Origin of the sequence: Stenotrophomonas sp. DDT-1 (assembly GCF_001580555.1) — a bacterium.
GTDB classification, from domain to species: domain Bacteria; phylum Pseudomonadota; class Gammaproteobacteria; order Xanthomonadales; family Xanthomonadaceae; genus Stenotrophomonas; species Stenotrophomonas sepilia.
Genome location: NZ_LEKR01000020.1, coordinates 1 through 15,144, shown reverse-complemented (window position 1 = coordinate 15,144; position 15,144 = coordinate 1). Strand labels below are relative to the sequence as shown.

The window sequence follows — 15,144 nt, the reverse complement described above, 5'->3', positions numbered from 1 at the left end:
TTCACCGCCAATCGTTGCCATCGCAGGCTATGCGCAGCCTGCCTCTTCCTAGCTCAGTCTTTGACAGAGGGTGCGCGACGATGCGGACCTCGTTGGCGCAGGCTGTCTCGTACATCCACGTCGAACTGAATTTGCAACAAAATGTCATCGAGGGCGATGCTGAAACCCAGGCCATCTCGACAAGGCAATCGTGCCGCCAAGGTCCGAATCGCCTCGCGGGGCAGCACCAGACGGCAGTACTCACCTGCACTGAGGACCACAGCCTGTTCCCCAGCGTGCAGCGATAGCACGACGCCCCAACCGTAGTCGCCGCCGAGCCGCGTCATGTTCTCCACCGACTCACCAACCAGCAATCGCGCTAGCTCCTCCTCATCAACGCGCAGGCGAATTGCTTGCCGTTGCAGCTGGACTTTCATGATGCGATGGACTCCAGATCGGCTGGGCTATTGCAGTTAAGAAGCAGCTTGCGTTCGTTGTCTGCCAGCGGCAGTTCGATCGCACCCAGGCGTTCCTGAACGGCGCGCAGCGAACGATGGGCTTGTGGCTTCTCGATCAGTTCCTGCAACACACGCCGGCACCTGTCATCAATCTGCAACCGCATCGGCAACGGTTCGTCCGCAAACAACGTGCAGGCTGCTGTGGGCTCAGCAAACAAGCGCTGTAGTAGCCCTGGGGTCACATTGGGCGTATCCACCGGCAACACCAAAGCAACGCTTTCGGGCATGCACATGGCCACGCTGTAGAGGCCACCCAGCGGGCCGCAGCGTGCCACGCGATCTGCAATCCCCCCGAAGGCTGGGTAGTTGCCACTCACCCATACCCGTCGGCAACCGGCCTGCCGCAGCAGGCCGCGCACGTGCTCAAGCAGGGTGCGTCCGTGCCACGGCAGCAGCGCCTTGTCGCGTCCCATGCGGGTGGACAGGCCGCCGGCCAGCACGATGCCATCAATGGGAATGTTCGTGGTCGTGCGCATGGTCATGGCCGGGTTCGCTGTCGGCATGGCACAGGCTGCAGCCCTCGCTCCACGCACTGTCGCCGTCCTCGTAGTGCTCCTGCTTCCAGATCGGGCACTGGTGCTTCACCACTTCGATCAACTGCCGGCAGGCCCTGAACGCTTCGTCACGGTGCGGGCTGCCGGCGGCCACCACCACCGCCACGTCGCCGATGCCAAGCCGGCCCTTGGCATGCGCTACATACAGTTTCAGCTTCGGACCGAACGTGGCTTCGACCTCGGCGGCCAAGCGCTTGAATTCGTTCAGCACCAGTGGCTCGAACAGGTCGTAGGTGATCCCGGTCACCCGCCGGCCCACATTCACGTCGCGCACTTTGCCGATGAACACATCGATGCCGCCGAAGCCCGGATCGGAGACCGCAGCGATGCCTTCGGCCGGATCGATCGCCGCCTGCGCGCGGTCCACTACCTTAGCGATGATCTTCTCGCTCATCGGTCAGCCTCCGCTCACCGGCGGCAGGATCGCCACCCGGCCATCGTCGGGCAGCGCATCGTGGTCACGCAGCACCTGTTGCTGGTCGGCGAATGCCGAGTAATCCAGCAGGCCGGCACGGAAATCCGGCCAATGCAGCGGCAGCAGCTCACGCAGCGCCTGGCGCAGATCGGCCACGGTGCCGCCAGCCACCTCCACCGCGATTTCGCGGCTGGCATCCAGATCGGAAAACGCACCGAACAACTGCAGATTTACCTGTCTCATCACGGCTCCTGGCTCGCCAGCTGCACCGGGTCATGATGACCCCAACCCTGCACACGCACCGGCGTGCCGGCAGGGGCCAGACCGCCCTCGCCTTCCAGCACCACCCAGGCGTTGGCCTGCAGCATGGACATCAAACGGAACGACTCCTGCCCGGCGAGCACGCGCGCACTCAGCCGGCCCTGCGCATCCACTTCCACCCGCGCCCGCGCGTGGAAGCGCAGGCCAGGGGGCGTGCGGACGTCGGCCTGCAGGGGCAACGTCAACACCGACTCCGGTGCCAGGCCCAGCAGGCGGCGCAGTACCGGCTCGACGAAGAAGCGCTGGCCCACCGCAGCCGACACCGGGTTGCCCGGCAGGCCGAAGTACAGCGCACCATTGGGCAGCACCGCGAACAGCAGCGGCTTGCCTGGGCGGATTGCCACCTTGTGGAAGATGATGATGGCTCCGCGGGCTAGCAGTGCATCGGGAACGAAATCGTAACGGCCGGCCGATACCGCGCCCGTGCTGATCAACAGCTGCGCACCCGCGTCCAGCGCTTCATCCAGCACCGCATTGAATGCGGCCACGTCGTCTCCCACCGTCCCCTGCCAAACCACCTCGGCACCGGCGGCCTGCAGGCGGCCGACCAGATACGGCCGGTTGCTGTCACGGATCTGCCCGGATTCCAGCGCCTGCGCTGCCTCGGTCACAAGTTCCTTACCGGTGGCGATCACCGCGGCCCTCGGCCGTGCCACCACCGGCACTTCACCCATGCCGATGGCATGCAGCAGGGTGCACGCGTTGATATCCAGCACCTGGCCGGCCTGCAGCACGCGCTCGCCGTCGCTCACATCCTCACCACGCAGGCGCACGTTCTGGCCGGGTTTCACCGCGCTTTTCAACGAGATGCGGGTCGGGCGGCCGCCCTCGCTGGTGAGGATCTCCACGCTCTCGACCGGCACCACGGTATCCAGCCCGACTGGCATGCGCGCGCCGGTCATGATCTCCCAGGCCCCCTCACCGCCTTCGGCACCGGCATCGCCGGCCGCCTGCCAGCCCTGAACCCCGAACTCCCGACCGGCCTCGAACGTCTCACCTCCGGCATGCAGCGCAAACCCATCCATCGCCGAATTGTCGAACGGCGGCAATGACTGATCACTATAGATGTCACTAACTAGGGTTCGGCTACCGGCACTCTCGAGCGGCAAGCGCTCAGCCGGCAGCGGTGTGGCCGCAGCCAGCATTAGCTGCAGCGCTTCGCTATAGCTGATCATGCACCCTCCCACTCGCGTTGATCGACAGATTGGAGACTAGGGAAATGTCGCCCTCCCTCTACCATCGCCAGCGCATGACCCAGCACCGGTGCCAGGATGTCCAGGCACTGCGCCGCCGCCTTCGGGCTGCCGGGCAGCGCGAACACCAGCATGTTGCCCAGCTGCACCACCTCGGCGCGGCTCAACCAGGCCATCGGTGTGTGCTGCGCGCTCAGCGCCCGCACCATCTGCGCCAGGCCATGCACGGGTCGGGCGTTCAACGAACGCAACGCCTCTGGAGTCAGGTCACGCGGACCCAGCCCGGTACCACCGGTACAGAAACATAGGCGTATTCCGTCCGCAGAGAGTGCGCGTAAGCGCCCGGTTAGCGGTAAAACACCATCGGGTAGCACTTCCGTTGCAACAACCTTGCCGCCCAACTTCTGCAATCCAACGGCCAAGGTCGGACCGGATTGATCTTCATAGACGCCTGCGCTGGCGCGATCGCTCAGCGTGATCACCGCGCAGGGCGCGCCCTCCAAGCCCTTCGGCACACGCGGGCTGAAACGCGCGCGCTCGGCCTCGTCCATGCCATCCGGGTGCAGCCAGACACCGCGCTTGCCGCCTTCCTTGAACAGCAGGCGGATGCCTTCGATGCGCAGTGCCGGTTCCACCGGCTTGCTCAGGTCGTACAGGGTCAGCAGCGCCGCGTTGACGCCGGCCAGTGCCTCCATCTCCACGCCGGTGCGCGCCTCGCTTGCGCACTCGCACCACACGCGGATCGCCTGCCGCTCCGGCACCGGTGCGCAGAACACCTGCACCAGTTCCAGCGGCAGCGGGTGGCACAGCGGCATCATCATCGAGGCCATCTTGGCGCCCTGCAGGCCGGCAATTTCGGCCATCACCAGCGCATCGCCCTTGGGAAGGCGGCGCTCGACGATCAGCGGATAGGCCACCGGACCGGCATGCAGCTCGCCCACCGCCACCGCACGGCGGCGGGTGATGCGCTTGTCGCGGACATCGGCCATGTGGAAGGCCGCGTTCAATTCCCCACTCATCGTGTTGCTCATCCTCCGATGGAGGCCAGGTGCGGGGTCAGCCCGGTCTGGCCCTGGTGCAGTCCATGCCCGGCCGCTTTCAAGCCAAGCTGGGTGGTGATGCGTGCCAGCAGCGCGTCGTGGTCCTCGTCGCGCTGCAGCAGCGGACGCAGCGGCACGCCGAACTCGCCGAACAGGCACAGCCGCAGGTCGCCCCGGGCGGTCACCCGCAGGCGGTTGCAGCCCTTGCAGAAGTCACGCGAGTACGGCGCGATGATGCCGATGCTGCCGCGATGCTCCGGGTGCACGAACTCGCGCGCCGGACCGGCGTCGGCGGCGCGCGGTCGCTCATGCCAGCCAGCGGCCAGCAGCTGCTCGATCACCACGTCGGCGCGCAGGTGGTGGCGCTGGAAATACGCTTCGTTGTCGCCGGTGCGCATCAGTTCGATGAAGCGCACGCTGTAGGGGTGGTCGCGCAGGTAGTCCATCCACTGCGGCAGCTCGTCGTCGTTCAGGCCACGCAGCAGCACCGCGTTGAGCTTGATCGCCGGCAGGCCCAGCGCCTGCGCCAGGGCCAGGCCCTGTTCGATCTCCGGCAGGCGGTCATGGCCGGTGATGGTGTGGAAACGCTCGCGTTGCAGGCTGTCCATGCTCACGTTCAGCGCAGTCAGGCCGGCCCGGTGCCAGCCCGGCAGGCGCCGCGGCAGCAGCGTGCCATTGGTGGTGATGGCCACCTTGCGGATGCCCGGCACCGCCGCCACGGTGGCGATGATCTCGTCCAGGTCCTTACGCAGGCTGGGCTCGCCACCGGTCAGGCGGATCTTGCTCATGCCCAGCGCGGCAAAGGCCCGCACCAGGCGCGCGATCTCATCCACCTGCAGGAAACGCGGGCGGCCATCGGTCTGGTAACCGTCGGGCAGGCAGTAGCTGCACCGGAAGTTACAGGCTTCGGTGAGCGACAAGCGCAGGTACGGAAAACTGCGACCAAAGCCGTCGGTGAGTTCCCGCGCAGCCTGCCCCGACCCGGCCGGGGCCGGCGCCTCTGGTACCCGGATGAGCTGGCCTGACATGTTTCCTCCTCCCGACGGCGCGTCGGAATTGTTACTGCGAAATGACCACGCGCACTGGGATCGACTTCGCTGCGGGGGTTCCGCTGATACGGTCGAAGTAGTCCAGCGGCAGCAGCGGATTGAGTTCAGGGTAGTAGCCCGCCACTGCGCCTCGTGGCATGGGATAGTCAAGCACAGTGAGACCATCGACCCGGCGGTGCACCCCATCGCTGGAGATCGTTTCCAGGCTGACCTGCCCTTCCTTGCTGATTCCGCGCGCCACACGATCCTCCAGGTTCATGAAGAGGATCATGCGGTCGTTGTACACCCCACGATAGCGATCGTTATAGCTGTAGATCGTCGTGTTGTACTGGTCATGGGAGCGCACCGTCGCCAGCCGCAGCATGGTCGGATCCTCGACCACATCATTTACCTCTAGTCCCGGGAACACCAGGATGTTGGCCTTGCCATTGGGTGTCGGCCATTCTCGACGGCGTGGCGGAATGTCCAGATGGAAGCCATGCTTCGCTTGGATCCGCTCATTGAAGCCTGTATAGATTTCGGGATAGACCGCCGCGATCAGATCGCGGACGTGGTCATAGTCATACATGCAGGCGGCCCAATCGACCCTGCTATCGGGCAGTGCGGCCATCGCCATGCGGCATACGATCTCCACCTCCGGCAGAACATGTTCGCTCACCGGCTGCAGCACGCCCCGCGAGGCGGTCACATTCGACATCGCGTCCTCGATGGTGATGAATTGCTCGCCCAATGGGGTATGGATCCATTCCGACCGCGCTACCACGGGAAGGATCAGCGCCTCCTTCCCGTGCACCAGGTGGCCACGGTTGAGCTTGGTGGCAATGCCAACAGTGAGTTCCAGATTGCGCATGGCCCGATAGGACACCTCGGTATCGGGCACGGCGTGGATGAAGTTGCCGCCCATGCCAATGAAGACCTTGGCAGTTCCCGCCAGCATCGCCTCGATTGACTCCACGACATGGTGCCCATGCTCGCGTGGTGGCTCAAAGCCGAATACTTCGCGGACCCGGTCGAGATAGCGCTGCGTCGGCTTCTCGTCGATGCCGACAGTGCGGTCGCCCTGCACGTTGGAATGCCCGCGAATGGGTGCGATACCTGCGCCAGGCTTCCCGAAGTTCCCGCGCAGCATCAACAGGTTGGCCACCTGCTGCAGTAAGCGCGAGCCCTGCTGGTGCTGGGTCAGGCCCATGCCATAGCAGATGATGGTCGCGCGGGAGCGGACGTATATCTCGGCGCAGCGCAAGATCTGCTCCTTCTTGATCCCGGACACCCGCACGATCTCGTCCCAGTCCTGCGCCATCACCTCGTCGCGCAACGCATCCAGCCCGACCGTGTGCTCGGCTAGGAATTGGTGGTCGAGCACCGTTTCCCCGGCTGCTTCCCGCTCGAACATGGCCTTCATCATGCCCTTGATCAGGGCCAGATCACCGCCAATCCGAATGTGAACGAACTCACTGGAAATCTCGGTGGAACCGAACGTCGCCATCTGCACGACGTCCTGGGGCTCGGCAAAGCGGATGAGCGCGCGCTCTGGCATTGGGTTGACCGCAACGATCGGAACCTTGCGCTTTCGTGCCTCCACCAGATTGGTCATCATTCGGGGCGAGTTCGTACCCGTGTTCTGCCCGATGACGAAGATGGCCTCCGCATGCTCGAAGTCGTCCAGCACGATGGTGCCCTTGCCGATACCGATTGCCGGCGGCAGACCGCGGCTGGTTGGCTCGTGGCACATGTTGGAGCAGTCCGGGAAGTTGTTGGTCCCGAACTCGCGAACGAAGATGGAGTACAGGAACGCAGCTTCGTTGGGTGTGCGCCCAGATGTGTAGAACTCCGCCTCATGCGGGCTCGACAAAGACCGCAGGTGACGCCCGATCGTCGCAAAAGCTTCATCCCAGCTGCATGGAACATAGTGATCGGTCGCCGCGTCATAGCGCATGGGCTCGGTTAGCCGGCCTTGCATCTCCAGCCAGTAATCGGATTGCGCCATCAGCTCCTGCACTGTGTGCTGGGCGAAGAACTCACGAGTCGCGCGATGCTTGGTCGCTTCCCATGCCAATGCCTTGGCCCCGTTCTCGCAGAACTCGAGCTTCTTGGTGTGATCAGCATCCGGGAACGCACAGCTGGGGCATTTGAATCCTCCCGGCTGGTTCATCGACAGCAAGGCCTTGGAGCCCTTGGTAATGACACTCTGCTCCATCAGAACCTTGGCTGTCGCACCTGCGGCTCCCCAGCCACCGGCGGGATGATCGTAGGCCTTGTAACGGGGGATCTTCTGCTCTGGCATGACAGGCACTCGCGGCACATGTTTTGGGAGTGAGCAAAGTTAAGCACGCATCAGATACGGCAGCTACGGACAGTGTGTCCGGCCCTACCGGACAGTCCGTCCTCGCTGCGGTCGGGCGCGCCGTAGTGGCGCGGAAAATCACATTGGCTGCCGCAAACCTCCGGAGCGTCGGTGACGGCTGAGCGCATCCATCACAAAACTTTCACATTGTGCGTCGCTAAAAATGCCTTTGAAATCAAACACCTTTGACCACTCTCACCGTCGCCCCGGCACTCCATCGGCCTGCCGTGGCCCAAGCTGTCCCATCATTTGCGCCAAATTGTCCATGCACGTGTATTCGCTGTTTTTGGCCGTAGTAGCGCGCGCGTCCTAGGGATAGTCTCTCCAGCATTGGAGCCCCACACGGATATCGTGGCGCCCTGCCCTGCCAACGGGCCGGCTGTCGCATACGCCCCGGCTCCCCAACTCGCCAGGCCACTTCATATGTTTGAGCCCAGCCCAGTCCTCGCGGGAGACATCGACGGCATCGCGCGCCGGCGGACCATTCAGTGGCGTGGTGATGTGCGTCGCTCGATCATGGACAGCGTCGCTGAAGAAGTCCCGGTGGCCATGCTCTACAACGATGTTGCGTTCTCGGTGATGATGTCCAGCCCCGCGAATCTAGAAGATTTCGCCCTCGGCTTCTCGCTGACGGAAGGACTGATTGCTGATCCGGCCCAGCTCCTAAGCGTAGAAGTCCGCCCGCGCCTGGAAGGTATGGAGCTGGCCATGACTGTGACCAGTGACGCGCCGGTCCTTGCCACTACAAACAGAGGGCGCAACCTGCCTGGCCGTAGTGGATGCGGCATCTGCGGGGCCAGCCAGCTAGAGGAGGTCATTCGCACGCCAACGCCACTTGACCATTCCGCAACCTGCTCTGCGGCTTCGGTGCGATTGGCTTTGGCCTCACTGAAGCAGGGCCAGCCGATGAATGCTGCTGCAGGCTCAACCCATGCGGCAGCTTGGGCAGACCCAGATGGCCGCATTCTGCAGGTTCGCGAAGACGTTGGCCGGCACAATGCACTCGACAAGCTGATCGGCTCCCTCGCGCGACGCTCGATATCGACAAGGGCGGGCATTCTGGTGCTATCCAGCCGCGCCAGCTATGAAATGGTCAGCAAGGCTGCCTCTGCCGGAATGGCAATCGTGGCTGCAGTATCGGCTCCGACCGCGTTGGCGATCGACCTGGCCAAAGCAGCAGGGATCTGCCTCGTTGGCTTTGCGCGCAGTGAAGGCTTCAACGTGTACTCCCACCCCAACCGTCTGTTGGAACTGGACTCCATTTCGCGTGCTCATGCATGAGCACCTAACCAGCAGGATTCCCGATCACGTCGCCCAGATTGAGGATGCCACGATGCCTCCCGAGTGCTTTGATCTATACACGAACCCAGCCCGCCCCACATTGGCGCTCTACGTGCGAAAAGGCGCCGGTCTCCCGGACCTTGCCGATCCGTCGGGCTGGTCAATCGAGGGTGAAATCTGGTCTAACGAAATTCCTCCCGGGGTTCTGAAGACCCTGGAAGCCAATGGGCACGTCTTCCAGGAGCTGGGTGCCTGAGCTGATGAGCCCGGCCTTGCAGATGCAGGGCCAAGCGATGACCGCTATGCCCGGGCACGGTAGGCCCCTGCAGTTGGCTGACGGACTTCAGCCTGTACCAACTGTGCATTTCATCGGTCGCGATGAAGTGCATGCTTCCAGCGACGTTCTGCCTCCTTTCTCCGCTCCATCGAACCCTCGAGACCTCTATGGACGCACTCATCCTGTCGCGGATCCAATTCGGCTTCCTCATCAGCTTCCACGTGCTGTTTCCGGCGTTCACCATTGGCCTGGCGAGCTGGCTGGGTTTCGTGGAGTGGCGATGGCTACGAACCCGGAACCCTGTCTGGCGCGAGCTTTTCTTCTTCTGGCAAAAGATCTTCGCAGTCTCGTTCGGAATGGGGGTGGTCAGCGGTATCGTCATGGCCTTCCAGTTCGGCACGAACTGGCCACGTCTGAGCCAGGTCGCGGGAACGGTGATCGGCCCGCTGCTGACCTACGAGGTCCTGACCGCGTTCTTCCTGGAAGCCAGCTTCCTCGGGGTGATGATGTTTGGCTGGGGCCGGGTCTCCCCGCGTCTGCACTTCCTGTCCACCTGCATGGTCGCGCTCGGAACGCTCTTCTCGACCTTCTGGATCCTGGCATCCAACAGCTGGCTGCATACGCCTGCCGGCTACGAAATGGTCAATGGCGTCGTGCATCCAGTGAACTGGGCGGAGGTGGTCTTCAATCCGTCGTTCCCGTTCCGCTTGGCGCACATGGCGTTGGGTTCCTTCATCACCACCTGCTTCGTCATTGGCGGCGTGGGTGCTTGGTACCTGCGACGCAAGGAGCACGCGGAGGCCGGCAAGAAAATGCTAAATGCAGCAGTTATCTTCGCCGCACTCATCGTCCCAATCCAAATCTTCGTCGGCGATATGCATGGTCTCAACACCCTTAAGCACCAACCAATGAAGATTGCTGCCGTTGAGGCCCATTGGCACCAGGGCCCGCCCGGCGAAGGCGTTCCGCTGGTGGTCTTCGCCGTACCCAACGAACAGCAGGAGCGAAACGACCTGGAGATTGCCATCCCGCGGGTCGGCAGCCTCATCCTGACGCACTCTCTGGACGGCACATTTGCGCCGCTGACGTCGGTGCCTCCCAGTGAACGGCCGCCGGTGCTTCCTGTCTTCTATGCATTCCGGGTCATGGTCGGACTGGGCAGCCTGATGTTACTGGTGGCCTGGCTCTCAGCACTCGCCCTGGTGCGCAGGAAGCTATTCGGGTCACCGCTGCTGTTGCGCGTATGGAACTGGATGCTCCCAAGCGGTTTCATCGCGCTGGTTGCAGGCTGGTTCGTCACTGAGATGGGACGCCAGCCTTGGATTGTCTATGGCGTTCTGCGTACCGCCGATGCGGTGGGGCCACAAACGGCTTGGATGACCGCGCTTTCGCTGGCGGTCTACATCGCAGGTTATGCATTCGTCTTCGGCTGGGGGATCTGGTATCTGGTCAAGATCCTGCGCCACGGCCCGCGTGCTCATGATGCCGGTCCGTCCCTCGAGGGTGGCGACCGCACTCCGGCGCGCCCGATCTCCGCTGCCGATCAATCCCTCTGAGGAGCGCTGACATGGACTCGATCACGTGGTTGCCCGTTGCCTGGTTCGGCGTCATCAGCTTTGGTGTTCTGATGTATGTCGTTCTGGATGGCTTTGTGCTGGGGATCGGCATTCTGGCGCCGTTTGCCGAGGACGAAGAACAGCTGGATGTCATGATGAATACCGCCTCCCCAATCTGGGACGGCAACGAAACCTGGCTGGTGCTGGAGGGCGCTGGATTGCTGGCGGCGTTCCCCAAGGCATACTCCGTGCTGCTTTCGGCGCTTTACCTGCCTGTGCTTTTGCTTCTCGTAGCGCTGGTTTTCCGCGGGGTGGCCTTTGAGTTCCGGTTCAAGGCTCATCGTTCGAAACGGCTCTGGAGCGTCGCCTTTGGCCTCGGCTCACTGCTGGCAGCGTTCTCACAGGGCGTGATCCTTGGCACGGTGGTGCAAGGCGTGCCGGTGGTGAATGACGCATACGTCGGTGGTCCCTTCCTGTGGTTCAGTCCCTTTGCCATGCTCACCGGTGCCGCACTGGTGGCTGGCTATGGCCTGCTGGGCGGTACGTGGCTGATCCTGAAGACGGAAGGACGGACCCACGCCTTGGCCAGGCGCTTGACCCGCCCGCTGGTGGTCGCGGTGATCGTGGCGATGGGGCTGGTCAGCAGCTGGCTCCCGTTCCTCGACCTGCGGTTGATGGCCCGGTGGTTCAGTGACGGAAACTTCTGGTGGCTGTCCCCTGTCCCGCTGCTCACTCTGGCCGTCGCCGTGGCCCTGTGGCGGGCCGAGAAGCGTCCGTCACATCACCTGGCACCCTTCGTGCTCAGCCTGTCGCTGTTTATTCTTGGCTATCTGGGCCTTGTGCTTGGTATGTGGCCCTATCTCCTGCCGCCGACTCTGACGCTCTGGGAGGCAGCGGCACCCGCATCCTCGCTTGGCTTCAGCTTGGTCGGTCTGTCGGTCATGCTTCCCGTTATCTTGGGCTACACCGCGTGGTCCTACCGTGTCTTCCGCGGCAAAGTCAGTGCCGAGACCAGCTATCACTGAACACGTAGCGCAGCCTGGATCGTAGGCGCTGGACAGAAAACAGCAAGGGCGCAACGGGATTCCGTTGCGCCCTTATGCTGTCTGCCGTTGGCGCGTTGAATGGTGCGCCAAATTGGTTCTACTTGTCCTTGACCTCGGTGAAGTCCGCATCCACGACGTCATCCCCGCCGCCGGCACCGTGGTCAGGACCACTGCCGCCCGCCTGTGGCTGCTCTTGCGACGTAGCCGCTGACAGAAGCGGAGCAGCCACACGCTCCAGCGCCTGCGTCTTCGACTCAATCTGGGATCTATCTTCGCCCTTCATCGCCAACTCGACGCTGGACAGTGCCGCTTCGACTTCGCCGATGACTTCGCCGCCGACCTTGCTTCCATGTTCGCGGACCGCATTGCGCACCGTATAGACCAAGGCATCGGCTTGGTTTCGGGCAGCAACCAGTTCCTGAAACTTCAGGTCATCGTCACGATGCTTCTCTGCATCGCCGACCATGCGTGCGATCTCTTCCTCGGACAGGCCCGAACCGGCCTTGATCTCGACCTTCTGTTCCTTGTTGGTCTTCTTGTCCTTGGCCGACACGTGCAGGATACCGTTGGCGTCGATGTCGAAGGACACTTCCACCTGCGGTAGGCCGCGCGGGGCCGGCTCGATGCCGGTCAGGTCAAACTTGGCCAGCGACTTGTTGAAGCGGGCCTGTTCGCGCTCGCCCTGCAGGACGTGGACAGTTACGGACGGCTGATTGTCCTCTGCGGTCGAGAAGGTTTGTGAAGCCTTGGCCGGAATGGTGGTGTTCTTCTCGATGATCTTGGTGAACACGCCGCCCATGGTCTCGATGCCCAGCGACAGCGGGGTCACGTCCAGCAACAGCACGTCCTTGACGTCACCGGCGAGCACGCCGCCCTGAATGGCCGCACCCAGCGCCACGGCTTCGTCCGGGTTGACGTCCTTGCGCGGCTCCTTGCCGAAGAACTCGGTCACCGCCTGCTGCACCTTCGGCATGCGGGTCTGGCCACCGACCAGGATCACGTCGTCGATATCGCTCGAACGCAGGCCAGCATCGTTCAGGGCGACGCGGCACGGCTCGATCGACTTCTTGATCAGGTCGTCCACCAGGGCTTCCAGCTTGGCACGGGTCAACTTGATGTTCAGGTGCTTCGGACCCGACGCATCAGCGGTAACGTACGGCAGGTTCACTTCGGTCTGCTGGGCGCTGGACAGCTCGATCTTGGCGCGTTCTGCGGCGTCCTTCAGGCGCTGCAGGGCCAGCGGATCCTTGCGCAGGTCGATGCCCTGCTCCTTATTGAACTCATCCACAAGGTAGTCAATAACCCGCTTGTCAAAGTCCTCACCGCCCAGGAAAGTGTCGCCGTTGGTGGCCAGCACTTCGAACTGCTTTTCACCGTCGACCGTGGCAATCTCGATGATCGACACGTCGAAGGTACCGCCGCCCAGGTCGTACACCACGATCTTGCGATCCTTGTTGTCGCCCTTGTCCAGGCCATAGGCCAGTGCAGCCGCGGTCGGCTCATTGATGATGCGCTTGACGTCCAGGCCGGCGATGCGGCCGGCGTCCTTGGTGGCTTGGCGCTGGCTGTCGTTGAAGTAGGCCGGCACGGTGATGACCGCCTCGGTGACCTTCTCACCGAGGAAGTCCTCGGCGGTCTTCTTCATCTTTTCCAGCACCTTGGCCGAGACTTCCTGCGGGGCCATCTTCTTGCCGTCGCTGGTAGCCACCCACGCGTCGCCATTGTCGTGGGAAATGATGCTGAATGGGACCAGACTGAGGTCCTTCTGGACCTCAGGATCCTCAAACTTACGTCCAATCAGGCGCTTTACGGCGTAGAAGGTGTTCTTCGCGTTAGTGACCGCCTGGCGCTTGGCAGCTGCGCCCACCAGGATTTCCCCTTCCTTGGTGTATGCAACGATCGACGGCGTGGTGCGATCGCCTTCTGAGTTCTCAATCACGCGGGCCTTTGTGCCCTCGATGATCGCCACGCATGAGTTGGTCGTGCCCAAATCGATACCAATGATCTTGCCCATCATCTTCACCTTGGGTTGTCTGGAACTGCAATGCCACGAGCGGTGCCGGCCCTTGTCGATATGGTCACCCCGCTCGGCTCTATCAGGTACTCCTGAAGACCAAATGCCCACCCTCATTGCCGACTTCGATGGTGTCACCGTTGACGAACGCGCCGGACAGGATCTGCTGCGCCAGCGGATTCTCCAGCTGCGACTGGATCGCGCGCTTCAGCGGCCGCGCGCCATACACCGGATCGAAGCCGACGTTGCCGAGCAGATCGAACGCCGCATCGGAGACCGCCAACTTCAGCCCGCGCTCGGCCAGGCGCTTCTCCAGCCCGCGCATCTGGATGCGTGCGATCTGCTTGATCTGCTGCTTGTCCAGCGGGTGGAACACGACGATGTCATCCAGGCGGTTGATGAACTCCGGACGGAAGTGCGCCTGCACCACGCCCATCACAGCCGCCTTCATCTGCGTGTAGGCCTCCGGGCTGTCGTCGGTGCTCATGTCCTGGATCTGATGCGAGCCCAGGTTCGAGGTCATCACGATGACGGTGTTGCGGAAGTCCACCGTGCGGCCCTGGCCGTCGGTCAGGCGGCCATCGTCCAGCACCTGCAGCAGGATGTTGAACACATCCGGATGCGCCTTCTCCACCTCATCGAGCAGGATCAGCGAATACGGGCGACGACGCACGGCCTCGGTCAGGTAACCGCCTTCCTCGTAGCCGACATAGCCCGGGGGCGCACCGATCAGGCGGGCGACGCTGTGCTTCTCCATGAACTCACTCATGTCGATGCGGATCATCGCGTCGGCACTGTCGAACAGGAACTCGGCCAGCGACTTGCACAGCTCGGTCTTGCCGACGCCGGTCGGGCCGAGGAACAGGAACGAGCCGGCCGGACGATTCGGATCGGACAGGCCGGCACGCGAGCGGCGTACCGCATCGGAGACGACCTTGATCGCCTCTTCCTGGCCGACCACACGGTTGTGCAGCACTTCTTCCATGCGCAGCAGCTTGTCGCGCTCGCCTTCGAGCATCTTGTTGACCGGGATGCCGGTCCAGCGCGAAACGACCTCGGCGATCTCCTCATCGGTCACGCGGTCCTGTACCAGCTTGAAGTCCTTGTGCTCGGCTTCCTGCGCGGCGGCCAGCTGCTTCTCCAGTTGCGGCAACAGGCCGTACTGGATTTCGCTCATCTTGGCGAAATCCTGGCGGCGCTGCGCAGCTTCCAGCTCCAGCTTGGCCTGCTCGACCTGTTCCTTGATCTTGGTGGCGCCCTGCAGCGCCGCCTTCTCCGACTTCCAGATTTCATTGAGGTCGGAGAACTCGCGCTCCAGCCCGTCGATGTCGTTCTCCAGGTCGGCCAGGCGCTGCCGCGAGGCTTCGTCCTTTTCCTTCTTCAGCATCTCGCGCTGGATCTTCAGCTGGATCACCCGGCGCTCCAGGCGGTCCAGCTCCTCCGGCTTGGAGTCGATCTCCATGCGCAGGCGTGAGGCGGCTTCGTCCATCAGGTCGATGGCCTTGTCCGGCAGCTGGCGGTCGGTGATGTAGCGGTTGGACAGCGTGGCGGCAGCCA

General features: G+C 63.1%; 13 protein-coding genes. 3 read left to right on the top strand and 10 right to left on the bottom strand.

The genetic code is table 11. The annotated features are described in order from the left end of the window. Positions 1-53: 53 nt before the first annotated feature. Genes AB839_RS11465 through AB839_RS11430 form a run of 8 tightly spaced genes read right to left on the bottom strand, consistent with a single transcriptional unit; the run spans position 54 to position 7,353 of the window. The gene (locus tag AB839_RS11465; RefSeq protein WP_061479468.1) at positions 54-416 is read right to left on the bottom strand and encodes a hypothetical protein; all 363 of its coding nucleotides are present in this window, start codon (positions 414-416) and stop codon (positions 54-56) included. After that, entirely contained in the window at positions 413-979 is a 567-nt protein-coding gene (locus AB839_RS11460) for a molybdenum cofactor guanylyltransferase (protein ID WP_061479467.1), read from the bottom strand. Before AB839_RS11460 ends, AB839_RS11465 begins: the two co-directional genes overlap by 4 nt. Then, the gene (locus AB839_RS11455; protein WP_061479466.1) at positions 945-1,445 is read right to left on the bottom strand and encodes a molybdenum cofactor biosynthesis protein MoaE; all 501 of its coding nucleotides are present in this window, start codon (positions 1,443-1,445) and stop codon (positions 945-947) included. Before AB839_RS11455 ends, AB839_RS11460 begins: the two co-directional genes overlap by 35 nt. A gap of 3 nt (positions 1,446-1,448) precedes the next feature. Further along, positions 1,449-1,709, bottom strand: a complete 261-nt coding sequence (locus AB839_RS11450) for a MoaD/ThiS family protein (protein WP_061479465.1) — start codon at positions 1,707-1,709, stop codon at positions 1,449-1,451. Continuing rightward, positions 1,709-2,962 (bottom strand): molybdopterin molybdotransferase MoeA, encoded by a 1,254-nt coding sequence (locus tag AB839_RS11445; RefSeq protein ID WP_061479464.1) that lies wholly within the window; start codon positions 2,960-2,962, stop codon positions 1,709-1,711. Before AB839_RS11445 ends, AB839_RS11450 begins: the two co-directional genes overlap by 1 nt. Then, positions 2,959-3,999, bottom strand: a complete 1,041-nt coding sequence (gene moaCB / locus AB839_RS11440; protein WP_061479463.1) for a bifunctional molybdenum cofactor biosynthesis protein MoaC/MoaB — start codon at positions 3,997-3,999, stop codon at positions 2,959-2,961. Before moaCB ends, AB839_RS11445 begins: the two co-directional genes overlap by 4 nt. 8 nt (positions 4,000-4,007) lie before the next feature. After that, on the bottom strand, positions 4,008-5,048 hold the full coding sequence (gene moaA / locus AB839_RS11435) for a GTP 3',8-cyclase MoaA (RefSeq protein WP_156476648.1): 1,041 nt from the start codon (positions 5,046-5,048) through the stop codon (positions 4,008-4,010). A 31-nt stretch (positions 5,049-5,079) separates the two neighbouring features. Further along, complete coding sequence (locus AB839_RS11430) at positions 5,080-7,353, bottom strand: FdhF/YdeP family oxidoreductase (RefSeq protein ID WP_061479462.1); 2,274 nt, start codon at positions 7,351-7,353, stop codon at positions 5,080-5,082. 483 nt (positions 7,354-7,836) lie between these two features. Between AB839_RS11430 and fdhD the strand changes: the two genes are divergently transcribed. The 3 genes from fdhD to cydB all read left to right on the top strand — a co-directional run bounded on the left by fdhD (position 7,837) and on the right by cydB (position 11,552). Continuing rightward, entirely contained in the window at positions 7,837-8,694 is an 858-nt protein-coding gene (fdhD, locus tag AB839_RS11425) for a formate dehydrogenase accessory sulfurtransferase FdhD (RefSeq protein WP_061479461.1), read from the top strand. Between the two features lie 444 nt (positions 8,695-9,138). Continuing rightward, positions 9,139-10,527, top strand: coding sequence for a cytochrome ubiquinol oxidase subunit I (locus AB839_RS11415; protein WP_061479496.1), 1,389 nt, complete (start codon positions 9,139-9,141; stop codon positions 10,525-10,527). Positions 10,528-10,538: 11 nt separating this feature from the next. Further along, a complete protein-coding gene (gene cydB / locus AB839_RS11410) occupies positions 10,539-11,552 on the top strand; it encodes a cytochrome d ubiquinol oxidase subunit II (RefSeq protein ID WP_061479460.1) in 1,014 nt (337 codons plus the stop codon). A 118-nt stretch (positions 11,553-11,670) separates the two neighbouring features. On the opposite strand, the gene dnaK is transcribed toward cydB, so the two are convergent. Next, the gene (dnaK, locus tag AB839_RS11405) at positions 11,671-13,587 is read right to left on the bottom strand and encodes a molecular chaperone DnaK (RefSeq protein ID WP_061479459.1); all 1,917 of its coding nucleotides are present in this window, start codon (positions 13,585-13,587) and stop codon (positions 11,671-11,673) included. A gap of 82 nt (positions 13,588-13,669) precedes the next feature. After that, positions 13,670-15,144: AAA family ATPase (locus AB839_RS11400; protein WP_156476647.1), on the bottom strand; the 1,475-nt coding region annotated here is incomplete at its 5' end.